The sequence below is a fragment of the Propioniciclava soli genome, from assembly GCF_038502305.1.
Taxonomy (GTDB): Bacteria; Actinomycetota; Actinomycetes; order Propionibacteriales; family Propionibacteriaceae; genus Propioniciclava; species Propioniciclava soli.
The window spans coordinates 502,109-523,841 of record NZ_CP115965.1; the positions used below are offsets into that span (position 1 = coordinate 502,109).

Consider the following 21,733-nt stretch of genomic DNA (forward strand, 5'->3'; position numbering starts at 1 on the left):
CTCATGTGAGCCGGGGGCGGAGGGGCTCCGACACGCCTGCTTCGGTCTCAAACTCCGCCTTGCAAGGCGGAGTTTGAGACCGAAGTGAGCGTGTCGCCGCCTCACCGGCGCCGCCGGCGCAGGCGCCGCCCCGCAGGCGCCGATGGCCCCCGTTGCCGAGGCGGCTGGGTCAGTTGAGAGGACTCTCCGCCGGGGTGATCTCCCCGGACTGCGCGCGTCCGCCCTGGGTCTCCCACGTCAGCGGCACGCCCGTGCCGGGGCGGATCTCGTCCAGTAGGTGCGCGAGGGCCAGGCGGGACGGCGTCGGACGGCGGTTCAACGTCAGGATGCGGTCACCGGCCGCCAGCCCCGCCCGCTGCGCCGCCGAACCGGGCTCCACGCGCTGCACCACCACGCCGTCGGAGTCGTCGGCCTCGACCACGATGCCGAGGTACGCCTTGGGGCCGATCACCACCGAGCCCGAGTCGTCCCCGGCGCCGATGCGCTCCACCACGTCGAGCGCCTCGGCGATCGGGACGGCGTACACCTGACGGTCCTCAACATCCTCGGCGCCGCCGGCGGTCGTCATGCCCAGCACCTCCAGGTCGGCGTCGTACATCGGCCCGCCGGAATCGCCCGGCCACGCCGGCGCGTTCGTCTGAACGAGGCCCGACAGGGTCTCCGGCGGATCCTCCGGCAACGGGCCGCTCACCTGGATCGAGCGGCCCAGCGCCTGCACGTTGCCGCGGTGGGCGGTGACATACCCCTGGCCGTTCGCGTTGCCCGCGGCCACCACCACGTCGCCGACGTCCACCGGGTCGCGGTCGATCGTGACCACCTCGAGGTCCCGCGCGCCGTCAAGGCGCAGGAGCGCGATGTCCGCCGTCGCATCGCGCCCGACCAAGGTCGCGTCGTAGCTCCGCCCGGTGGACGCGACCGTCACCGTGAGCGACGCGGTGGACCGCACCACGTGGTAGTTCGTGAGCACCAACCCGTCGGGGGTGAGCACCATGCCCGTGCCGGCCACGGAGTCGGCCGGCGTCTGCCCCGCGATGAGGACGACGCCGCGCTGCACCCGGTCGTCGACCGGGACGGGCCCGACCGTCTGCTCGGGCGTCGGGCCCTCGGGGTCGTTCCCGCTGGGCAACGGGACCGGCGTCATGACCGTCCCCGGCGCCACCGGGCTGGGAACCGGGGCCCGGCTCACCGCCCACGCCCGCAGCGACACCACCCCGACGAACGCCACCGACAGGCTGAGCAGCAGGGCCAGCACGGCCCGCGCGAAGACGGTCACGGTCGGCGTCCGGCGCGGCTCGGGACGCCGCACCACCGGCGGTGGCGGGGCGGGCCAGGGCGGGGTCACGGGCCCAGTCTAGGCACCGGCCACGTCGCGGCCGTGGCGTGGGACCTTGCCCGGAACCGCTAGCATCCGATTCTGGCGGGTGCCGGACGGCCTCCGCCCACCCAGAAGGAAAGCAGGACGTGGCCACCGCAGCGCATCGCCGCCTCGTGATCGTCGAGTCACCCACCAAGGCGCGCACCCTCACCCAGGTTCTCGGCACCTCCTACGTGGTCGAGTCGAGCCGCGGGCACGTGCGCGACCTGCCGACGGGCGCGGCCGAGGTGCCCGCCAAGTACAAGGGACAGAAGTGGGCGCGCACCGGCGTCAACGTGGAGGACGACTTCGAGCCGCTGTACGTCGTCTCCCCCGAGAAGAAGGCCACTATCCGCGACCTGAAGGAGAAGCTCAAGGGCGTCGACGAACTCATCCTCGCCACCGATGAGGATCGCGAGGGCGAGGCCATCGCGTGGCACCTGCTGCAGGAGCTCAAGCCGAAGGTTCCGTACAAGCGCATGGTCTTCCACGAGATCACGCCCGAGGCGATCCGCGCGGCGGCCGACAGCCTGCGCGACCTCGACACCGATCTCGTCGACGCCCAGGAGACCCGCCGCATCCTCGACCGTCTCTACGGCTACGAGGTCAGCCCCGTGCTGTGGAAGAAGGTCATGCCCAAGCTGTCGGCCGGCCGGGTGCAGTCGGTCGCGACGCGCCTGGTGGTCGACCGCGAGCGCGAGCGCATGGCGTTCCGCTCGGCCAACTACGCCGACCTCACGGCTCTGCTCGATGCGGGGCCGGACGCCGACCCGCGCCAGTTCAGCGCCCGCGTCAGCGCGGCCGCCGGGCTGCGCATCGCCGGCAGCCGCGACTTCAACGCCGGTGGTCAGCTCACCGCCAAGCAGGCGCTGCACCTCGACCTGGCGGGGGCCGACGCGCTGGCGTCCGGGCTGCGCGCGGCGTCCGTGGTGGTCGATGGGGTGGAAGCCAAGCCGTACACGCGGCGTCCCTACCCGCCCTTCCGCACCACGACGCTGCAGCAGGACGCGGGCCGCAAGCTCGGGTTCACCGCGCAGCGGACGATGTCGGTGGCCCAGGAGCTCTACGAGGGCGGTTTCATCACCTACATGCGTACCGACTCGGTGACGCTTTCGGGGACGGCGATCGCGGCGTCCCGGGCCCAGGTGACCGAGCTGTACGGGGCGAACTTCCTGCCCGAGAAGCCGCGCACGTACACCTCGAAGGTGAAGAACGCCCAGGAGGCGCACGAGGCGATCCGGCCGGCCGGTGACCAGTTCCGGACGCCGCAGGCGACAGGCCTGGCGGGTGATGCCTACCGCCTCTACGACCTGATCTGGAAGCGGACGATCGCCTCGCAGATGCGTGACGCCGAGGGCCAGACGGTGACGATCACGATGACGGCGAACCTGGGGGAGCCGGTCGAGGTGGCGAACGTCACCTCCGGCGAACTGGTGTCGGTCGGCGATGCGACGCTGACGGCGTCCGGGCGGACGATCACGTTCCCGGGGTTCCTGCGCGCCTACGTGGCCGGCACCGAGGAGGGCGACGACTCCGACGACGCCACCGCGCGGCTGCCGCAGCTCGCGTCCGGCGCCGCGTTGGCGGTGGAGGACGTGACGGCCGAGGCCCACGACACCCGTCCGCCGTCGCGCTACACCGAGCCGTCGCTGGTGGCGAAGTTGGAGGAGCTGGAGATCGGCCGTCCCTCGACGTACGCGTCGATCATCCGGACGATCACGAGCCGTGACTATGTGTACAAGAAGGGCTCGGCGCTGGTGCCGACGTGGCTGGCGTTCGCGGTGACACGGCTGCTCGAGGAGCACTTTTCGCGGTTGGTGGACTACCAGTTCACCGCGCAGATGGAGGAGATCCTGGACGAGGTGGCGGCCGGTGACGCCCAGCGCCTCGACGTGCTGAAGGACTTCTACTACGGCTCGGAGGGCTACGAGGGGCTCGAGAAGCTCGTCGGCGAGCTGGGTGACATCGATGCGCGGATGCTCTCGACGTTCCACCCGGTGGCCGGGCAGGACTCCGGCATCGCGGTGCGCGTCGGCCGTTACGGCACCTACATCGAGGACGCCGAGGGGCGCCGCGCGAACGTGGACGACGACCTGGCTCCTGACGAACTGACGGTCGAGAAGGCCCTGGAGCTGTTGGCGACCCCGGCCGGCATGGAGCGCGAGCTCGGCGTCGACCCCGACTCGGGGCACCGCGTCGTGGCCAAGAACGGGCGTTTCGGCCCCTACGTCACCGAGGTGCTGGACGAGGACGCGCCGAAGGCGGCCAAGCCGCGCACGGCGTCGCTGTTCTCCGACATGACGCTGGACGGGGTGACGCTCGAGGACGCGCTGCGGCTGATGAGCCTGCCGCGCGTCGTCGGTGAGATCGACGGCGAGCCGGTGACGGCCCAGAACGGTCGTTACGGGCCCTACCTGAAGAAGGGCACCGACTCGCGTTCGCTGGCCACGGAGGAGGAGCTGTTCACGGTCACGCTGGAGCAGGCGACCGCGATCTTCGCCGAGCCGAAGACCCGGGGACGCCGTGCCGCGGCTGGCCCGCTGAAGGAGCTGGGGGCCGATCCGGCGTCGGGGAAACCGGTGGTGGTGAAGGACGGCCGCTTCGGGCCGTACGTGACCGACGGCGAGTTCAACGCCACGCTGCGCAAGGTGGACTCGGTGGAGGACATCACCCTGGAGCGCGCCGCCGAGTTGCTGGCGGAGAAGCGTGCCAAGGGCCCGGCCCCCAAGAAGACCACCACCCGTCGCCGGACGACGAAGAAGTAGCCTCCGCGGCGGCGTAGGGGCGCCAGCGGGGCGCCAGCGGGGCGCCAGGGGGGCGCCGACACGCTCACTTCGGTCTCAAACTCCGCCTTGGGAGGCGGAGTTTGAGACCACATCGAGCGTGTCGCCGCTGTTGGGTCCGCGGACGTACGATGCGGCCATGACTGACGCCCTGCCCCGCGGAATCACCCACATCGGCATCACGGTGCCGGACCTGGAGGAGGCGACGCGGTTCTTCAAGGCCGGGTTGGGCGCGAAGGTGGCCTACGACGGTCTGACGCGCGACGACGAGCCGCGGTGCGGGGCGCAGACCGAGGAGCAGCTGGGATTGCCCCCGGGGGCCAAGATCCGCCGGCAGCGCATGATCGTGGCCGGAACCGGCCCGTCGCTGGAGCTGTTCGAGATCGAGGGCCCTCAGCGAGCGGCGGTCGGGTTGGCCGACCTGGGGCTCAACCACCTGTCCTTCTATGTGGATGACATCGAGGGCTCGCTGCGTCGGCTGGTGGACGCCGGCGGTCAGGCACTCTCTGCCGTGCACCCCAACAGCCGCTACGAGGACACCCCCGGCAACGGAAGCGTCTACGTGCGGGCACCCTGGGGGACGTTGATCGAGCTGCAGACGATCCCGTCCGGGCACTACTACCCCGACGACAGTGAGGCCGAGGTCTGGACGCCTCCGCGCGCGGGATAGCGCCGGTGACGCTGGTGGCGCCGGTCAGGTGACGGTGAGGCCGGCCCGCTTGCGGCGGTTGCAGGGGCCGCACAGCACTTGGAGATTCTCGGCGTTCGACGAGCCACCCCGGGAAACGGGGATGACGTGGTCGAACTGCAGTTCCACGTCGGAGCCGCAGGCGCGGCAGCGTCCACCGTCGCGGCTCCAGACGTAGTGCTTGACGTCGTCCGGGATCGCGGATCGACGTTGCGGGGGAGACGTCCTCGATTGAGCGACGCTCTGTTGGGCGTGACGGACGCGGCGCTCCTGCTGTTCGCGGCGCGTCACCAGCAGCGCGTGGACGCCCGCGGCGGTCAGGCCGTCGTTGTCCCAGTAGAAGCGGTTCTCGAACATCCAGTAGGAGCGATCACCCCAGGAGCCGATCTTGACCGGGTAGGTCTGCTGCTGGGACATGTAGCGGTTGAACTCGTCGCGCGTCATCAGGCCGACCTCGAAATTGCGCTGGGGTGAGGCGCTGAACACGACCCGACCTGAACTGCTCAAGAAGCGCTTCTCAAAGTAGATCTGTGCGTTCTCCTGGCGTCGCAGCGACACGGCGTCCCTCCGGTGGATTTCATCGATTCGTGGTTTGGAGAGCTTACCTGGGGGGTGGGTCGGGTGCTGGCCTGCGCCGACACGCTCACTTGGGGCTCAAACTCCGCCTCCGGAGGCGGAGTTTGAGCCCCAAGTGAGCGTGTCGCGGGGCCCGGTGCGCCGCCCGAGGGCCGCCAACACATGCTGGGTCAGCAGTGGCGCCAGGGGGACGCCGGCGCCCGGGTCGGCGTCCAACGAGACCCAGGCGATCTCATCGATCTCTGCGCAGGCCCGTGGCTCACCCGGCAGGGGAGCGGTGAAGACGTCGGAGGTGATCGTCCACCCCGGCTCGTTCGCCGCCGGCGCCGACCACGTGCCGAGCAGCGCGACGGCGTCCGCCTCGAGGTCGAGACCCACCTCCTCGCGCACCTCCCGCAGGGTCGCGGCGAGGTGGGTCTCACCGGCCTCGACCTTGCCACCGGGCAGCATGAACACCGACGTCCCCCGCTTGCGGACGACGAGCAACTCACCGGACGGATTCACCAAGGTGCAGGACACCACGAAGATGTGCACACCTCGACCCTAGACGGCGAGGAGGCGACCGGGTCACAGGACGGACGGGCACCCTCGTCGTCGAGGCGCCGGCACCGGCCGGTGATCGTCTCGCGAGGGCATCGTGATGATGGACGGGGCGCGTGGCGCACCTCGACGCCACCTGGCGCACCTCCACCCCACCTGGCGCACCGGCCACCCACGTGGCGCACCGGCCGCCCACGTGGCGCAGTGGAGCTCACCTGGCGGCCCGTGCAAGGCCCTCCACGTGAGCTGCACTGCGCCACGTGCGGTTCAGGTACGCCACGTGCACGGCACTCCGCCAGGTGGGGGGCCGCCACGGCGCTCGCCATCGTCGCCGAGCCACTCCCAGCAAGACGGCCCAGCGCACACCCCCCACGCCAACGGCCCCCACCCGAAACCGGGTGGGGGCCGCTCTGGCCAACCTCAGCCCCGGACGCGATCTGCGGGTCGCGCCCGGGGCAAGCAGGTCAGCCCTGGACGTTGGCCTGCACGCGCGAGGCGACGCCGGGGTCGATGGAGGTCCAGTACCACATGAAGCGGTCGGCAACCCCCTCGTCGGTGATCGCCTTGAGCTGCCCAGTCAGCGTTTCGACGAGCCGGTCGCGCGCCGCGTCGTCGAAGACCTCACGCACCAGCTTGCCGGGCTGGCTGAAGTCGTCGTCGTCCTCCCGCAGCGTGTACGCGGCGCGCACCATCGCACCGTCGGACTCCCAGCCCTCGGCTACCTCGCCCTGCCACTCGGAGTACGAGCGGCCGAAGGAGTTCGGGGCGTAGACGGGCTGGTCACCGCTGTGGTGGTAGGTCATGTTGCCCTCGAACATCCAGTGGTTGGCCCCCTCGATGCCGCCCTCGACACCGAGCGGCTGGTTGACCGGCAGCTGGTGGAAGTTCGTACCGACCCGGGCGCGGTGGGCGTCCGCGTAGGCGAACACCCGGCCGAGGAGCATCTTGTCGGGGGAGTACCCGATGCCCGGCACGATGTTCGACGGCGCGAACGCCGCCTGCTCGATCTGGGCGAAGAAGTTCGTGGGGTTCTCGTTGAGCTCCAGGACGCCCACCTCGTGCAGGGGGAAGTCCTCGTGCGGCCACACCTTGGTGAGGTCGAACGGGTTGATGCGGTAGGTCTTGGCCTCCTCGTACCCCATCACCTGCACCGACATCGTCCACTTCGGAAGCTCACCACGCTTGATGGCGTCGAACAGGTCGCGCCGGTGGTAATCGGCGTCGCCGCCGGCCACGGCCTCGGCCTCGTCGTTGGTGAGGAACTCCATCCCCTGCTGGGTGTGGAAGTGGTACTTCACCCAGAACCGCTCGCCCGCCTCGTTGACCCACTGGTAGGTGTGCGAGCCGTAGCCGTTCATGTGACGCCACGTTCGCGGCAGGCCACGGTCACCCATGAGATAGGTCACCTGGTGTGCGGACTCCGGCGACAGCGTCCAGAAGTCCCACTGCATGGTGGCGTCGCGCAGGCCACTGTCGGGCAGCCGCTTCTGGCTGCGGATGAAGTGCGGGAACTTCATCGGGTCGCGCACGAAGAAGATCGGGGTGTTGTTGCCGACGAGGTCGTAGTTGCCCTCGGTCGTGTAGAACCGCAGCGAGAAGCCGCGGACGTCGCGCCAGGTGTCGGGGGAGCCGAGCTCACCCGCGACGGTCGAGAAGCGCAGCAGCGTCTTCGTCTCGGTGCCGGGGGCGAAGACGGCGGCCTTCGTCCACCGCGACACGTCCTGCGTCACCGTGAACCGGCCGAATGCCCCGGCGCCCTTCGCGTGCGGACGCCGCTCGGGCACGTTCGCGCGGTTGAAGTGGGCGAGCGTCTCGACGAGGTGGACGTCGTGGAGCAGGAGTGGGCCGTTGGGTCCGACACTCAGGGAATGGGCATCGCTCTCGGCGGGTGCGCCGCCCGTGGTCTGCGAGTGCGTCATCGATGGGTCCTCTCGAATCGGGTCCGGCTGGCCGTGCGAACCAGCCCTCAACCAGTGAACACCCCCGCACCGACATTCCTTCCCCCTCGTGAGCTTAGGATGGCCTGCGTGCGGGGCATCTTCATCGTGTTCGAGGGCGGCGACGGCGTCGGCAAGTCGACCCAGGCCGAGCTGCTGACCGCCTGGCTCACGAGCCGGGGACGTGAGGTCGTCCGCACCTTCGAGCCCGGGGACGGCCCGGTCAATGCGCAGATTCGCCGCATCCTCCTCAGCCGCGCCACCGAGAACCTCTCACCGCGTGCCGAGGCGTTGCTGTTCGCCGCAGACAAGGCCCAGCACGTGGACGCCCTCGTCCGGCCCGCCCTCGCGCGCGGGGCCGTCGTCGTGTCGGACCGCTACGTCGACTCGACCCTGGCCTACCAGGGGGCCGGCCGCGTCCTGGAGTTGGCGGAGGTCGAACGCGTCAATCGCTGGGCCACCGACGACCTGCGCCCCGATCTCACCGTGTTGCTCGACCTCGACCCCACCCTCGGCCTGGCCGGCATCGCGGACGCCGATCGCATGGAGGCCGCCGGCGGGGACTTCCACGCCCGCGTCCGCGCCGGGTTCCTCGCCCTCGCGGAGCGCGACCCCGCCCGCTACCTCGTCCTGCCCGCGCGCGACTCCCGCGAGGCCATCGCGGACGCCGTCCGCGTGCGCGTCGCCGCACTGCTCGGCCCGGACGCGTCCGGCCGGGCGGCGTCCGACCCGAAACTGTCGGACGCCCCCGGCAGACTCAGCACATGAGCACATCGACGGTCACACCAACCGCCACGCCACCGGTCGGGGAGGGCGTCTGGGCCGAGCTCGTGGGGCAGGAGCGGGCCGTGGAGACCTTGCGGCGCGCCGTCGCGGGCGAGCGGCACGCGATGACCCACGCCTGGCTCGTCACCGGCCCGCCCGGTTCCGGGCGTTCCAACGCGGCGAAGGCGTTCGCCGCAGCGCTGCAGTGCGAGCGGGGCGGGTGCGGGGAGTGCCGCGCCTGCCGCACCGCGTTGTCCGGCGCGCACCCAGACGTCACGCTCGTGCGCACCGAGCAGCTCTCGATCGGTGTCGATGACGTGCGCGAACTGGTGCGACGCGCCGCGATGTCGCCCACCCTGGGGCGGGCCCAGGTGATCGTGGTGGAGGACGCCGACCGCGTCACCGAGCGCGGCGCGGACGCGCTCCTCAAGGCCGTCGAGGAACCCGCGGCCAGGACGGTGTGGGTGCTCTGCGCCCCCACCCCGGACGACGTGGTGGTCACCATCCGCTCACGGTGCCGCCGCGTGGAGCTGGCGACGCCCTCGGACGAGGCGGTCGCCGAACTGCTCACGCGCCGGGACGGCATCCCGTACGAGATGGCCGCCCACGCCGCCCGCGTGGCCCAGGGGCACATCGGGCGGGCCCGCGTGCTGGCCCGCAATGAGGACGCGCGCCGCCGCCGCGCGGAGGTGCTCCGCATCCCCGCCGCGCTGACGACGCTGGGGGAGTGCCTGCAGGCCGCGGCCAACGTCGTCGACGCCGCGAGCGAGGAGGCCGGGCAGGCGACCCAGGACGTGGACGCCCGCGAGAAGGCCGAGCTGTCCGAGGCGCTCGGCGTCGGCACCCGTGGCACCAGGCCCCGCAATGCGGCCGCCGCACTGAAGGACCTGGAGGAGCAGCAGAAGGCGCGCACGAAGCGGTTGCAGCGTGACGCGCTCGACCGGGTGCTCACGGAGTTCACCAGCTACTACCGGGACGTGCTGGCGCTGCAGACCGGCGGCACCGCGCGCCTGATCAACGCCGATCTGCTGACCGATCTGCAGGCCCTCGCCGGGCGCAGCACCCCGGTGCAGACGATTGGGCGGTTGGACGCCATCCTGGCTTGTCGCGAAGCTCTCGAGACCAACGTCGCCCCCCAGCTGGCGCTGGAGTCGTTGATGATCAGCCTGCATGCCCCCTGACCGGCCGTGTCGCTGCGGGGGATCGCCGCCCACGTTTGGGACGATGGAAAGGCTTCTGACCCGCAGCGAAGGACTTCCCCATGGCCGACGAACGCCACCCCGCCAGCCCGTACGAGCCCGGCGATGAATCGCACGTGACGTACGAGAGTGAGTATGCCGAGACGCCGCGTGAGCACCAGGACTCCGACGCCACCCAGGAATACGCCATGACCGATGCGTTCCGGGACGAGCGCGACGCCCACGCCGGCGCGCACGCGCACGGGACGTTCGAGGACGCCGCCCCACAGGGCGACGACCCCGACCATCGCGACCACGAGCCGCGGAGCCTGGACGACCAGCCCGTGTGGGACGACCGCGATGACACGTTCTACCGCAGCGAGGGGGGCGCCACGGCGGCGTCGGTTCCCGCGGGGGAGGGCGACGTCGCCCCGGCGGTTGCCGGTGCCGGTGCGGTGCCGCACGCGAGCAGCGAGTCTGTTCGCGCCGAGCGGGAGCGGCTGCAGGCGGAGCGCAACGCCCGGCGTGAGGCGCGGCTGGCCGCCCTGGCGCCCGCCCCCCAGCCCGATCCCGGGCTCGCCGCCCAGCGCTCGGAGGCGGCTGGTGTGGCACCCGTCGTCACGGAGCAGGTCGTCACCGAGCGCATCGTCACCCGCCGCAGCACGGACCGCTTCGGCCCCTCGCTCGGGCTGTTCCTGCTCCGCCTCGTCGTGGCGGCCATCATGGGCGTGCACGGCGTCCAGAAGTTGCTCAACCTGCCGGGCACGACGGCGATGATCGGCCAGACGATGATTCCGTACCCCTCGATCATGGCCATCGTGATCGGCGCGGCCGAGGTGGCCATCGCGATCGCGCTCGTGTTCGGCCTGATGACCCGGATCGCTGGCCTCGGCGTGCTGCTGATCGCGGGCGGGGCCCTCGCGTTCGTGCTGTGGGGCAGCTGGAACCCGTTCGTCCCTGGTGAATCCGGTTTCACCGGCGAGCTGGAGCTGCTGCTCGCGGCGGTCGGGGTGTTGCTGTTGTTCACCGGTGGTGGCGGCTGGGCTGTCGATCGCGGCTTCCGCGCCCGGCGTGCCGCCGAGCGCGAAGCGCGCGAGGTCTGATCCGGTGCCCGCGCTGCGGGCACGCACGAGCGCGGCCCTGGTGGCCGCGCTCGTCGCGGTTGCGGGGTGTACCGGCACCTCGCCCCAGCCGGCATCCCAACCCAATACCCCGGCCAGCCAGCAACCCACGCCCTCGGCCGAGCCCGCGGCATCCGCCCCCACGCCGGTGTGGGAGCCGTGTTCTTACGGTGAGTGCGCTGCGGTGGACGTTCCGCTCGACCACGCCGCCCCGGACGGACCCGCGATCACGCTGGCGCTGACGCGCGTCCCCGCCAGCCGGCAGCCCGCCGTGGGCACGCTGTTCGTCAACCCCGGCGGGCCGGGTGGTTCGGGCCGGACCTTCGCAGCCGGCTTCCCGACGGCCGGTCTCGAGGGCTACGACATCGTGGGCTGGGATCCGCGCGGGATCGGTGCCTCCACCCCGGCCCAATGCCCCTCTGGCGCGGCTGCGGACGCGTACCTGGGGCTCGACGGGTCGCCCGACAGCCCCGAGGAGGTCGACGCGCTGGCAGCCGGCAACGCGGCGTTCGCCCGCGCCTGCCGTGACCTGACGGGTGACCTGATCGACCACCTGTCCGTCCGTGACACCGCGGCGGATCTCGATCTGCTCCGCGAGGCCCTCGGCGAGGAGCGGCTCACCTACTACGGCGCCTCCTACGGCACCGCGATCGGCGCGGCCTATGTGGCGCTGTACCCCGACCGCGTTGGCCGGTTGGTGCTGGACGCCGGCGTCGAGCCGCGGCGTCCGCCGGGCGTGCCGCAGGCGTTCGCCTTTGAGAGCGGCTTGGCCGCGTTCTCGGCGTGGTGCGCGGCGTCCGGCTGCCCCCTCGGCCCGGACGCCTCGGCTCGCGTCGCTGCCCTGCTGGGCGACCTGGACGCCACCCCGCTGGCCGTGGGAGACCGCACCCTGACCCAGAGCCTCGCCACGAGCGGGATCGTGACGATCCTCGGTAGCGGCGAGGGCGGCTGGTCGACGTTGGCGGACGCCCTCGCCGCGGCCGAGGCGGGCGACGGCGCGCCGCTGCTGCAGGCGGCCGACGCCCAGACCGGACGCCGCCCCGACGGCACGCACACGAGCATGCTGGCCGGGTTCACTGCCACGTACTGCGCCGACGACGACGTGCGCTCCGCCACGCTCGCGCAGGAGCGGTGGGCCGACGAGCAGGCCGTGGCGCCCATCCTGGGTCACGCGATGGGCTCGCCGTTCCTGTGCGTGGGGTGGACGGCGGCTCCGGCCGAGCCGCTGCCCCTGCCCGCCACACCGGGGGGTGAGGTGGTGGTCATCGGCGCCCCCGGCGACCCGGTGACGCCATTCCCCTGGTCGCAGGAGCTGGCCGCGGCGTTGCCCGGATCGGTGCTCGTCGAGGCACCCGGCCACGGTCACGTGGCGTTCCGGCGCGGTTCGGCGTGCGTGGACGCCGTGGTCGTGGGGCTCCTGGCCGACGCGGCGGTGCCCGGCGAGGGAACGAGCTGCGCCTGACGCCCGTCGCCACCTCGCCCCGGTTTCACCCGGGGCGACCTCACGGCTATAGTTGTGCACCGGCCCGGCGGGCCGCGCCACCTTAGCTCAGTTGGTAGAGCGACGCACTCGTAATGCGTAGGTCAGCAGTTCGAATCTGCTAGGTGGCTCTCTTCATGCCCTCCCACGCGGTGAACCTGTTTGTCGCGGAACCGGCCCCGGCCGATCTGGACGCCGCCCGCCGGTATCGCGACCGGTTGCAGCCCCTGGCCGCGCCGGCCGGACCGGTCGCGTCCCCCGGGGAGAAGTTGTCGCCCTGAGGAAGGCGCGTGTCACCCTGAGACGTGCGACGTCCCGGTGCCCTCAGGGCACCGGGACGCCTCTCACGGCTGGGTGCCCCTCGGGGTTCCGTCACCGCCGGGACCGCCGCCGGCGGCGGGAGCGCTCGCAGCCTCCTGCTCGGTCGTGGTGTCGATGGGTACGTCGATGCTCATGGTGTACCCGTCCGCCACGCTGCCGCTGATCGTGGGCAGCTGCATGTCCCACCCGTCGGAGAACACGTTGTCCGTCGCGAGCGTGACGTTGGCGAAGTTGGCCGGCGACTCGGTGTAGCGGGAATCCTCGTACACCGCCGAGCACTCGTCCTCCGGCATGGCAATCTGCGAGGTGAGGACATTGTTGGTCGCGTCGGTGATGGAGGCGACATCGGGAAAGACCTCGAAATGCATGTGGGGCCAGCGTCCGTCATAACACCCGGGAAAGATCGTGGTGAAGGTCACGGTTCCCTCGGCACCGGCCACCTGGACGCCGCGGAGATAGGTTTCTTCGGTGACGGCGTCGGAATACATGGAGTACTGGCCCAAGGCGTCCGCCTGCCACAGGTACACAGCGGCACCGGTGAAGGGGGCGTCGTCGTTGGCCATGTCGATGATGTTCATCGTGAGGGTGACCGTCACCCCGGCGGCGACGCCGTTGCCGTCGATGCTCGACCGGATGTCGCTGCGCTCGACCCCGGTGATGTCGAGGACGTCGGGGCCGTTTGAGCCGTCCCCCGGGTAGGGGCCGGCCGTCTCGGTCGGCATCTCCTCATCGGTGCTGGACGCGGTCGTGCTCGCCGTGGCGTCCGGGGTGGTCGTGGTCTGCGCGGTGGACGTTCCCGCAGTGGTCGTCGTGGCCGTGGTGCCGCTCGTGCACGCAGCCAGGACGGTGGTCGCCGCTCCGGCGCCGATGACACCGAGGAAGCGACGGCGGGTGGCCAAGGTGGCGATGTCGAAGGTGAGCCCCTGGTCCACCAGCTCCTCCTGGGGGCGGGTGAGGCGGCGGCCCTCGTACGTGCGATCGGTGTCGGTGGTGGGCTGGCCCTCATGCTCGGAGGCCGGCGGGAACGGGCGGGTCGGTCGGGAGAACAGGGGGCTCATCACGGGTCCTTGTTCCTGTGGTGTGTGCTGACATCCCCCACGCTAGGGTGCGAACCTGCGCGCCGGCTGTGCGGCACCTGTGGATGCTCCGGGCAGGGCGGACGCCGCGCACGGCGGGCCCGCCCGAAGCCCGGCGGGTAGGGTGCAGAGCGTTGCCGCGAGCGTCCCGCGGGGAGCCGTGACCGGCGGCGTCCGAGGGATGGCTCGCATCGTCGCCCGAGGGGAAGTTCCGCATGGCCACGCCCGATTTCATCATCGACCTGCGCGAGAAGATCGGGACGATGCCGCTGTGGCTCTCGGGGGTGACGGCCTGCGTCCACCGTGAGACCGACGCTGGTACGGAATGGCTGCTGGCCCGCCGCGCCGACAACGGCTCCTGGACGCCGGTGACCGGCATCATCGATCCGGGGGAACACCCCGGCGATGCTGCCCTCCGCGAGGTCGCCGAGGCGGCCGACGTCGTCGCCGAGATCGAACGGCTGGTGTGGGTCGATGTGACGGACGTGGTCACGTACGCCAACGGCGACCAGACGCAGTACATCAACTTCACGTTCCGCTGCCGCTACGTCTCGGGCGAGCCGGCCCCGGCCGATGGGGAGAACACCGAGGTCGGCTTCTTCCCCGAGGACGCCCTCCCCGCGGTCGAGGGGCGCCACGCCGCCGTCCTCGCCGCCGCCATCCGCAACAAGCCGGAGTGCGGCCTCGGGCCACTCCCGAGCTGAGACCGGACGCCGCGCCGGGTCGGCGGCCGACCGCGGCGCCGTCAGATCCGTTCCAGGCACGCCTCGCCGCGAGCGAGGGCGTGGAGCATGGCGTCCCCGTCGGCGTAACGCTGCACCTCGCGGCGGGTCAGCGCCTCGATCTGCCAGAACGACCCCTCCTCCTTCATTCCCCAGACGTGGTCGCGGTTGGCGGCGACGACGAGGAAGCGGTGGGGCAGGCGGGTGGTCAGGCGGGCCCGTTCGTGGGCCCGGTTGGTGGCCAGGCAGCCGGCGAAACCGGCGGCGGCGAGCGGGGAGGTGTCGGCCGCGATCTCGGCGTCCACCCCGAGGACGTGGAATCCACCCACGCTGAAGCCGTTGCACTCGGCGAGGAAGGAGGCGTAGGAGCGGGGCAGGCAGACGCCCAGCTCCAAGCGCACGGCTTGGCGCAGGTGCTGGATCTGCGCGGCACAGGCGGCGGGACGCACCACGTCCCCGCTGCGCGCCCGGCGGCGCAGCGTCGCGAGATCGGTGGTGAACGTTCCCATGGCGGGATGCTAGGAGCGTCCGGGGCCGAATCGGCCGGCCCTCACACACCCGCCATGCGATTGTCACACCCCCGTCACACGGCCCTCTCGCCCGCTTGCGCGGGCGGGCCCGGCCGCCATTCCCCTCAGAGGTCGTGCACGCGCACCAGCAGGGCATGGTCGGTGCCCAGCTCACGGCCCTGCCCGGCCAACATCTCCGGCAGGAATTCGTCGGGGGAAGGATGGTCCGGGAGGTCGGCGAGATAGGCCCGGTGGGCCGCGAGCGAGGCGACGGCGGCGGCCACGTCGGCGTCCGACACGGCGATGCCGTGGCTCAGCGGGGAGCCGCCGGCGACCACGAGGCGGGAGACGTGCCACGGCTCGAGACCCTCCCGATCCACCAGCTCGCGGAAGACCCAGGGGTTGCCGGCGTCGCGGGCGCCGTCGACGGCGGCGAGGCCCGCGACGCGGTGGTCGGCCTGGTTGAGCCCCCAGGGTGCCTCGTCGGCCCACGTCGTGGTGAGCACGACATCGGGGCGGAACGTGCGCACCTCGCGGGCGACGTCGCGGCGCAGGTCGAGCGAGGGCTGCAGCACGCCGTCGGGATGGTCGAGGATCGTCAGGCGTTCGACGCCGACCGCGGCACACGCCTCGCGCTGCTCGGCCGCACGCAGCGGCCCCACCTCCTCCGGCGGCGCCTGCATGCCGGCCTCGCCGGAGGTGAACAACAGGTACGCGACCTCGATGCCGGCGCTCGTCCAGTGGTGGACGGCCGCGGAGGCGCCGTACTCGAGATCGTCAGGGTGCGCGACGACGCACAGCACGCGCCGGATTCCCTCGTCGGAGAAGCGTTCGATGCCCATGGGGCCACCCTAGATCAGGCCTCCGACAGTACGGCCTGGTCGAGACCTTCGACGAAACCGGAGTCGGACGCGGACTGTCGGAGGGCTGGTCTACCGTGGACGCATGACCCGCACCCTGCGCGCCACCGTCCTGGGCATCCTCGCCGCCGTCCTCGGGCTGCTCGTGTTCGCGGGTGCCCCTGCGACCGCCCGTGCCGACGAGGACAACTGGGCCATCAACCGGTACGACGTGACCGCCCGCGTGGACGCCGACGGGACGGCCCACGTCACGGTTGACCTCGATTTCGACTTCGCCGATGAGCCCGGCCACGGTCCCTTCGTGGCGCTCGTCGAACAACAACGCGTGGAGGGGAACCCCGACGTCTGGCGCAGGGTGAGCTACGACCTGGGCGAGGTGACCAGCAGCACCGGCGCTCCCACCGACGTCGAGACCTCGCACGAGGACGGCTCGCTGCTCGTCCGTATCGGGGATGAGGACGTGGAGGTCGGCGGCGTCCAGAACTACCGCCTCGAGTACACGGCGCGCGGGCTCATCGCGCCCCAGCAGGCGACGAGCGGGCTGGACGAGGTGAACTGGAACGTGGTCGGCACCGGGTGGCAGGTGCCGCTTCGCAACGTGAGCCTCACGCTCTCGGGGCCGACCAACATCCAACGGACGGCCTGCTTCTGGGGCTCCGGGTTCACCGAGCCCTGCACCCACGACGCCACCGCCGCCACGGCCACCTACAGCCACGACCTGCTGGAGCCCGGCGAGGGTCTCCAGGCCGTGGCAGGCTTCCCGTCTGGCACGTTCGTCGGAGCCGGGCCGGTGTTCGAGAAGCGCTACCACCCGGGCAACCTGTTCCCCCTCACCCCCGCCACCGGTCTCGTGACGGCCGCCCTCACGGTGCTGGGCGTGGGCGCGGTGCTGCTGCGGACGCGGCGGGGCGCCCGCGACGAGGCCTATCTCGGCCTGACGCCCGGCGTCCGGCCCGCGCCCGGCCAGGAGGCCGCCGTCGGTGCCGCGTTGGCCAAGGCGCCCGTGACCGTGGCGTTCACCCCGCCCAAGGGCGCGCGCCCGGGCGAGGTCGGCGTCCTGCTGGATGCCACGGCCGACGACGTCGACGTCACCGCCACGATCATCGATCTCGCCGTGCGCGGGCACGTCCAGATCAGCGAGGCCGGCCGGGGCTGGCGTTTCACCGAGCGTCGCACCGACGACCCCCTCACCGGCCCCGAGGCGCACGTGCTCAACACGCTGTTCTCCGCCGGCAACCAGGTCACGACGAAGGAGCTGGAGGACAAGCGCTACCACGACCTGCTGCCCGGCACCCGCGGGCGGCTGTACGCCCGGGTGACGCGCGACCTGCACTGGTTCGCCGAGCAGCCGAACCACAGCCGCACGATCGCCGCCTTCGCCGGGGTGGCCATCGCGGTGGCCGGCGTGATCCTCGGGGCGATCCTGGCGGTCGCCGCCGGCTGGGGTCTGGTGGGGCTGGCGCTGTTGATCACCGGTGTGCTCGTCATGGCGCTCAGCAATCGGTTCGGACGCCGCACCGCCGAGGGCTCCGCGGTGCTCGCCGAGGCCAAGGGCTTCGAGTTGTACCTGCGGACGGCCGAGGCCGACCAGATCCGCTTCGAGGAGGGCATCGACATCTTCTCGCGCTACCTGCCGTACGCCATCGTGTTCGGCGTCGCGGACCGGTGGGTGAAGATCTTCTCCGACCTGGCGGCCCGGGGTCAGTACACCCCGGACGACTGGTACATCGGCCCGTCCGGCTTCTTCTACGGCGCCTCGTTCGGCAACGCGTTGAACTCGCTGTCGGGCAACCTCAGCTCGGCGATGCAGGCCTCGGTCGCCAACCAGACGCAGGCGACGGCCGGCTCCTCGGGCGGGTCGGGGTTCTCCGGCGGCGGCGGGTTCGGCGGAGGCGGTGGCGGCGGCTGGTGAGGTGCCGGTTGCCGCGCCGGGCCCTCGACCGGGCCGCAGGGGCATGGCACGCTGGGCGCATGTGCCGCAACATCCGTCCGCTGTTCAACTTCGAGCCCCCCGCCCACCCCGAGGAGGTGGAGGCGGCCTCGCTGCAGTACGTCCGCAAGGTGAGCGGCATGACCAAGCCGTCGCAGGCGAACCAAGCCGCCTTCGATGCTGCGGTGGCCGAGGTCGAGGCGGCGACGCAACGGCTGCTGGACGCCCTGTCCACCGCCGCTCCGCCCAAGGACCGCGAGACCGAGGCCGCGAAGGCGCGTGCCCGCAACGAGGTGCGCTTCGGGACGCCGGCAGCGGCGTCCGCGTGAGGTCGGACCCGCTGGCTCCGGGCCCTGCGGGGCCGGGGGCGGGGGTTGGGGACGCGCCCGTCCCGCCCGATGTGTCGCGGCGTGCGCTCGAGGTGGCGCCGGAGCTGCTCGGCTGCGTGCTGTGGGCCGACGGCGTGGGCGTCCGGCTGGTCGAGGTGGAGGCCTACGAGGGCGCCGACGACCCGGCGTCCCACGCGTGGCGCGGGCCGAGCGGACGCAACGAGGTCATGTTCGGCGAGGCGGGCCACCTGTACGTCTACCAGATGCACGGCCACGCCTGCTGCAACATCGTCTGCGGGCCGACCGGTGTGGCGAGCGCGGTGCTCGTCCGCGCGGGTGAGGTCGTCGCCGGGGTGGAGCGAGCGCGCGAGCGGCGCCCGGGCGTCCGGGACGCGTGGCTGGCCCGTGGCCCAGGAAACCTGACCCGGGCGCTCGGCCTGGCCGCGGCCGACAACGGCGCGCCTTTGTTGGGCGGCGGACGCGTCCGGCTGGAGGCCGGGTCGCCGCCGACCGCAGTGGGCCGGGGGCCGCGCGTGAACGTGTCCCGGGCGTGGGAGCGCGACTGGCGCTTCACCGACCCGTCATCGGCCTCCGTGTCGGCCCTCAAGCTGCACGCCAACGCCCGGACCCCGCGGCCCGCCGGCCGCTGAGGGCTCACTCCTGGACGGAGGCGTCCTCCTGGACGGAGGCGTCCTTCATGGGACGGCACACGACCGTTCCGTCCTGAAACACGTGGCACTCGAACGTGGCTGCGTTGGCGGCCGTGGCGCCGAGCAGCGAGACGCCGGCGCCGATGAGCAGGGCGGTGGCCCAAGCGGTGATCCTCTTCATGGTGGGTTCCTTCCGGTGGTGTGCGTCACGAATCTCGTGACACCTCCCAGGAGGCCGGCAGGCCGGTCCGTGATACGCCGCCGCCCGACCGCGCATCCGGGTGTGGGTGGGGGCGTGACGATGGGTGGAGCGATCAGGTCCCGGCGTCTGGCTCGTCCGCGAGCCAGGTGTCGACCTCGGTGCGCCAGGCCTGCTTGTCGTGGTCGGCAGCGAAGCTCGCGTCGATGGAGGCACGCGCGAGCGCGGCGAGCTCGGCATCGGTGCAGCCGTGGACGTGGCGGGCGGTGGCGTACTGATCGTTGAGCCGGGAGAGGAACAGCAGGGGGTCGTCGGCGCCGAGCGCGACGCGGGCGCCGGCGTCCAGCAACCGGCGCAGGGGCACGGCCCCCAGGTCGGGGTAGACGCCGAGGTGCACGTTGGAGGCCGGGCACACCTCGAAGGAGACGCCCGCGGCCACGAGTTCGTCGAGCAGGGCCCGATCCTCCGTCGCGCGGACGCCGTGACCCAGCCGGGTCGGTTCGAGGTGGCGAAAGACCTGGCGCACGTGCTCGGGGCCGCGCAGTTCTCCGCCGTGGGGCACGCCGGGCAGACCGGCACGCCGGGCGATGCGGAATGCCCCGTCCCACTCAGCGGTGTCGCCCTCCCACTCGTCGTTGTTGAGGCCGAAGCCGCACACATCACCGGGGCCCTGGCCGGCGTGCCGGGCGGCGAGGCGGGCCAGCGTCCGGGCGTCGAAGGGGTGTCGGATGCGCGAGGCGGCGACGATGACCCCCACCTGCACCCCGGCGATGGCGGACGCGACCCGGGCCTCGTCGCAGATGATCTCGAGGGCGGGCTGCAGCCCGCCGACGGAGGCCGCGTACGAGGTCGGATCCACCTGGATCTCGAGGCGGCGCGACCCCTCCTCGGAGTCCTCGACGGCGGCGGCCCGGACGACGGTGCGCAGCGCGTCCTCGCCCTTCACCACGGCGCGAGCGATGTCGTAGAAGCGCTGGAAGCGGAACCAGCCGCGCTTGTCGGCCGGCACCTCGAGGGCGACGGAGTCCACGAGCGCGCTGGGGAGTTCGACGCCCTGGCCGCTGGCGAGCGTGACCAGGGTGGGAATGCTCATCGACCCGGTGAAGTGCAGGTGGAGGTGCGCCTTCGGCAGCCCGGTGAGCGTGCGCATCCGTCGATGCTACCCAGCCGCCGCCCCAGCGGGCAGGATGGGGGCATGACCCAGCAGATTCCCTTGACCGACTTCATCACCCGCCACGCCGAGGGCGCCGTCGTGGTGGACGTGCGCGAGGCCGACGAGTACGCGCAGGGCCACGTTCCGGGCGCGGTGTTCGCTCCGATGAGCGACATCACGTCCCACCTGGCCGACCTGCCGCGGGGCCGCGAGGTCTACGTCATTTGCGCCGCTGGCCGCCGCAGCCTCGCGATGGCCGAACTGATGGAGGCCAACGGCATCCTGGCGATCTCCGTGGACGAGGGCACCCAGGGCTGGGTCGCCGCCGGTCAGCCGGTGGTCACCGGGTCAGACCCGCGCTGATCCCCGGCGCCTGCGAGTCGCGCGCGGGCGTCCGCGCTGCTGATGGAGGGGTGGACGCCCTCGCCGCGGGCCAGGGGCACGGCCGTGACGACGAAGGAATCCTCGAACAGCTCGACCAGGGAGAAGCCGGTGTTGGCGTCCTGGCCGCGCAGGTCGGGGCTGAGGCCGACCTCCTGGGTGTAGGTCAGCGAGGACGCCATGGCCACCGGGACGCCCGCCACCGTGCCGAACCCCGTCTGGTGGAAGTGGCCCGAGAGGATCAGGCGGGTGTCGGTGCCGCGCACGACCTCGGCGAGGGCACCGGGGTTGCGGAGCGGCCACAGTTCAGTGGCGTCCTGGGGCTGGGGGAGCGGGCAGTGGTGGACGACGAGAACGGTGCCAGCCTCAGCGGGGTGCTCGAGCCGGGCCGAGAGCCAACTGAGGGCCTCATCGCTGAGCTGACCCGCCGGCGTCCCGGGGACGTTGGAGTCCACCGTCAGCACGCGCAGCCCGCGGAGGTCGTGCTCGCCCAGGATGAGACCTGAAGGTCCCACGCCGTCGCCGATCCCGAGGCCGGCCCGGAAGGCCGCGCGTTCGTCGTGGTTGCCGTTGCCCCAGATCACGCGGACGCCTGCCGTCGCCGCTGCGGCGCCGACCTGTTCGGCCAAGAAGGCGTAGGACGCCGGCGAGCCGTCGTCGGAGAGATCCCCGGAGAACACCCATGCGTCGCAGCGCACACCCCAGGTGGTGAGTACGTCCAGGGCGGCGGTGAGACGGGCTCGGGCGTCCACCACGCCGTCGATGCGGGAGCCGTCGCCGGTGAGGTGAAGGTCGGACAGGTGCGCCAGCACGTGGCGGGGCCGCGGCCGGGAGAGCGGGGGTTGGGGAGTCGCTGCGGACGCGGTGCTATCGGTGGACGCGGTGGTGGCGGGCGCCGGGCCCCGCGGGCTCGATGGTGTTCCGCCGGTGGCGGAAGGATCCAGGGGTGGTGGGGTCATCGTGTCCTCCTCAGTCACTGCCTCAGGGTAGGGGCTGGGGCTGACAATCGAGCGCGTCGAGGTGCACCGGACCCAGCCGATCAGGCAGCGACCTCGGGGCGGGCGGGTTTGTCGCACCGGCGGCGTCCGACAGCGGGGCCCATGCTGCGTTGGCGTCGAAGCCAGGGATGGTGTTCGGGTCCACAACCGGCAAGTCCGGATCCGGTGTGGGTGTCGCGGTTG

Annotated in this window: 22 protein-coding genes and 1 tRNA gene; 13 read left to right on the top strand and 10 right to left on the bottom strand. The window is 72.0% G+C overall.

Translation table 11 applies throughout. The features are described from left to right. Positions 1 to 169 precede the first annotated feature (169 nt). Complete coding sequence (locus PCC79_RS02160) at positions 170 to 1,342, bottom strand: S1C family serine protease (RefSeq protein ID WP_232549111.1); 1,173 nt, start codon at positions 1,340 to 1,342, stop codon at positions 170 to 172. Between the two features lie 119 nt (positions 1,343 to 1,461). On the opposite strand from PCC79_RS02160, the gene topA reads away from it, so the two are divergent. Then, positions 1,462 to 4,119, top strand: coding sequence for a type I DNA topoisomerase (gene topA / locus PCC79_RS02165; protein ID WP_342372873.1), 2,658 nt, complete (start codon positions 1,462 to 1,464; stop codon positions 4,117 to 4,119). A 157-nt stretch (positions 4,120 to 4,276) separates the two neighbouring features. Then, entirely contained in the window at positions 4,277 to 4,807 is a 531-nt protein-coding gene (locus tag PCC79_RS02170) for a VOC family protein (protein ID WP_342372874.1), read from the top strand. Between the two features lie 24 nt (positions 4,808 to 4,831). Here the strand turns inward: PCC79_RS02170 and PCC79_RS02175 are convergent, their stop codons facing one another. The 3 genes from PCC79_RS02175 to PCC79_RS02185 all read right to left on the bottom strand — a co-directional run bounded on the left by PCC79_RS02175 (position 4,832) and on the right by PCC79_RS02185 (position 7,860). After that, positions 4,832 to 5,332: an HNH endonuclease signature motif containing protein gene (locus PCC79_RS02175; RefSeq protein ID WP_342372875.1), complete on the bottom strand. Its 501-nt coding sequence runs from the start codon at positions 5,330 to 5,332 to the stop codon at positions 4,832 to 4,834. 147 nt (positions 5,333 to 5,479) lie between these two features. Further along, positions 5,480 to 5,935, bottom strand: a complete 456-nt coding sequence (locus PCC79_RS02180; protein WP_232549115.1) for an NUDIX hydrolase — start codon at positions 5,933 to 5,935, stop codon at positions 5,480 to 5,482. Positions 5,936 to 6,405: 470 nt separating this feature from the next. Continuing rightward, positions 6,406 to 7,860, bottom strand: a complete 1,455-nt coding sequence (locus PCC79_RS02185) for a catalase (protein WP_269779420.1) — start codon at positions 7,858 to 7,860, stop codon at positions 6,406 to 6,408. Between the two features lie 108 nt (positions 7,861 to 7,968). Between PCC79_RS02185 and tmk the strand changes: the two genes are divergently transcribed. The 6 genes from tmk to PCC79_RS02215 all read left to right on the top strand — a co-directional run bounded on the left by tmk (position 7,969) and on the right by PCC79_RS02215 (position 12,703). Next, a complete protein-coding gene (gene tmk / locus PCC79_RS02190; RefSeq protein ID WP_232549116.1) occupies positions 7,969 to 8,646 on the top strand; it encodes a dTMP kinase in 678 nt (225 codons plus the stop codon). After that, the gene (locus PCC79_RS02195; protein WP_232549117.1) at positions 8,643 to 9,824 is read left to right on the top strand and encodes a DNA polymerase III subunit delta'; all 1,182 of its coding nucleotides are present in this window, start codon (positions 8,643 to 8,645) and stop codon (positions 9,822 to 9,824) included. The genes tmk and PCC79_RS02195 overlap by 4 nt, the downstream gene beginning before the upstream one ends. Positions 9,825 to 9,904: 80 nt before the next feature. Beyond that, entirely contained in the window at positions 9,905 to 10,924 is a 1,020-nt protein-coding gene (locus PCC79_RS02200; protein WP_232549118.1) for a DoxX family membrane protein, read from the top strand. A gap of 202 nt (positions 10,925 to 11,126) precedes the next feature. Continuing rightward, a complete protein-coding gene (locus tag PCC79_RS02205) occupies positions 11,127 to 12,404 on the top strand; it encodes an alpha/beta fold hydrolase (RefSeq protein ID WP_232549119.1) in 1,278 nt (425 codons plus the stop codon). Positions 12,405 to 12,480: 76 nt separating this feature from the next. Next, a tRNA-Thr gene (locus tag PCC79_RS02210) sits at positions 12,481 to 12,553 on the top strand. Continuing rightward, positions 12,548 to 12,703, top strand: coding sequence for a hypothetical protein (locus PCC79_RS02215; RefSeq protein WP_342372876.1), 156 nt, complete (start codon positions 12,548 to 12,550; stop codon positions 12,701 to 12,703). Before PCC79_RS02210 ends, PCC79_RS02215 begins: the two co-directional genes overlap by 6 nt. Positions 12,704 to 12,766: 63 nt before the next feature. Here PCC79_RS02215 and PCC79_RS02220 read toward each other — a convergent pair whose 3' ends face one another. Continuing rightward, on the bottom strand, positions 12,767 to 13,801 hold the full coding sequence (locus PCC79_RS02220) for a 3,4-dioxygenase subunit beta (RefSeq protein ID WP_232549121.1): 1,035 nt from the start codon (positions 13,799 to 13,801) through the stop codon (positions 12,767 to 12,769). Positions 13,802 to 14,034: 233 nt separating this feature from the next. Between PCC79_RS02220 and PCC79_RS02225 the strand changes: the two genes are divergently transcribed. Beyond that, positions 14,035 to 14,523, top strand: a complete 489-nt coding sequence (locus PCC79_RS02225; protein ID WP_342372877.1) for an NUDIX hydrolase — start codon at positions 14,035 to 14,037, stop codon at positions 14,521 to 14,523. A 41-nt stretch (positions 14,524 to 14,564) separates the two neighbouring features. On the opposite strand, the gene PCC79_RS02230 is transcribed toward PCC79_RS02225, so the two are convergent. Both PCC79_RS02230 and PCC79_RS02235 read right to left on the bottom strand, forming a co-directional pair. Further along, positions 14,565 to 15,050 (bottom strand): hypothetical protein, encoded by a 486-nt coding sequence (locus PCC79_RS02230; protein ID WP_232549123.1) that lies wholly within the window; start codon positions 15,048 to 15,050, stop codon positions 14,565 to 14,567. Between the two features lie 125 nt (positions 15,051 to 15,175). Beyond that, positions 15,176 to 15,892 carry a PIG-L deacetylase family protein gene (locus tag PCC79_RS02235; protein ID WP_232549124.1) on the bottom strand — a complete coding sequence of 239 codons (717 nt, stop codon included), beginning with the start codon at positions 15,890 to 15,892 and terminating at the stop codon, positions 15,176 to 15,178. A 103-nt stretch (positions 15,893 to 15,995) separates the two neighbouring features. Between PCC79_RS02235 and PCC79_RS02240 the strand changes: the two genes are divergently transcribed. The 3 genes from PCC79_RS02240 (at position 15,996) to PCC79_RS02250 (ending at position 18,819) form a co-directional block, all read left to right on the top strand. Next, positions 15,996 to 17,822, top strand: coding sequence for a DUF2207 domain-containing protein (locus tag PCC79_RS02240; RefSeq protein ID WP_342372878.1), 1,827 nt, complete (start codon positions 15,996 to 15,998; stop codon positions 17,820 to 17,822). Between the two features lie 59 nt (positions 17,823 to 17,881). Further along, a complete protein-coding gene (locus PCC79_RS02245; protein ID WP_232549126.1) occupies positions 17,882 to 18,169 on the top strand; it encodes a DUF2277 domain-containing protein in 288 nt (95 codons plus the stop codon). Positions 18,170 to 18,240: 71 nt separating this feature from the next. Continuing rightward, positions 18,241 to 18,819, top strand: a complete 579-nt coding sequence (locus PCC79_RS02250; RefSeq protein WP_332836189.1) for a DNA-3-methyladenine glycosylase — start codon at positions 18,241 to 18,243, stop codon at positions 18,817 to 18,819. Positions 18,820 to 18,823: 4 nt separating this feature from the next. Here PCC79_RS02250 and PCC79_RS02255 read toward each other — a convergent pair whose 3' ends face one another. Then, entirely contained in the window at positions 18,824 to 19,000 is a 177-nt protein-coding gene (locus tag PCC79_RS02255) for a hypothetical protein (RefSeq protein ID WP_232549128.1), read from the bottom strand. A 133-nt stretch (positions 19,001 to 19,133) separates the two neighbouring features. Then, positions 19,134 to 20,168 (bottom strand): adenosine deaminase, encoded by a 1,035-nt coding sequence (locus PCC79_RS02260; RefSeq protein WP_232549129.1) that lies wholly within the window; start codon positions 20,166 to 20,168, stop codon positions 19,134 to 19,136. 45 nt (positions 20,169 to 20,213) lie between these two features. Between PCC79_RS02260 and PCC79_RS02265 the strand changes: the two genes are divergently transcribed. Further along, on the top strand, positions 20,214 to 20,534 hold the full coding sequence (locus PCC79_RS02265) for a rhodanese-like domain-containing protein (protein WP_342372879.1): 321 nt from the start codon (positions 20,214 to 20,216) through the stop codon (positions 20,532 to 20,534). On the opposite strand, the gene PCC79_RS02270 is transcribed toward PCC79_RS02265, so the two are convergent. After that, complete coding sequence (locus PCC79_RS02270) at positions 20,501 to 21,511, bottom strand: metallophosphoesterase (protein ID WP_342372880.1); 1,011 nt, start codon at positions 21,509 to 21,511, stop codon at positions 20,501 to 20,503. The genes PCC79_RS02265 and PCC79_RS02270 overlap by 34 nt on opposite strands. Positions 21,512 to 21,733 lie beyond the last annotated feature (222 nt).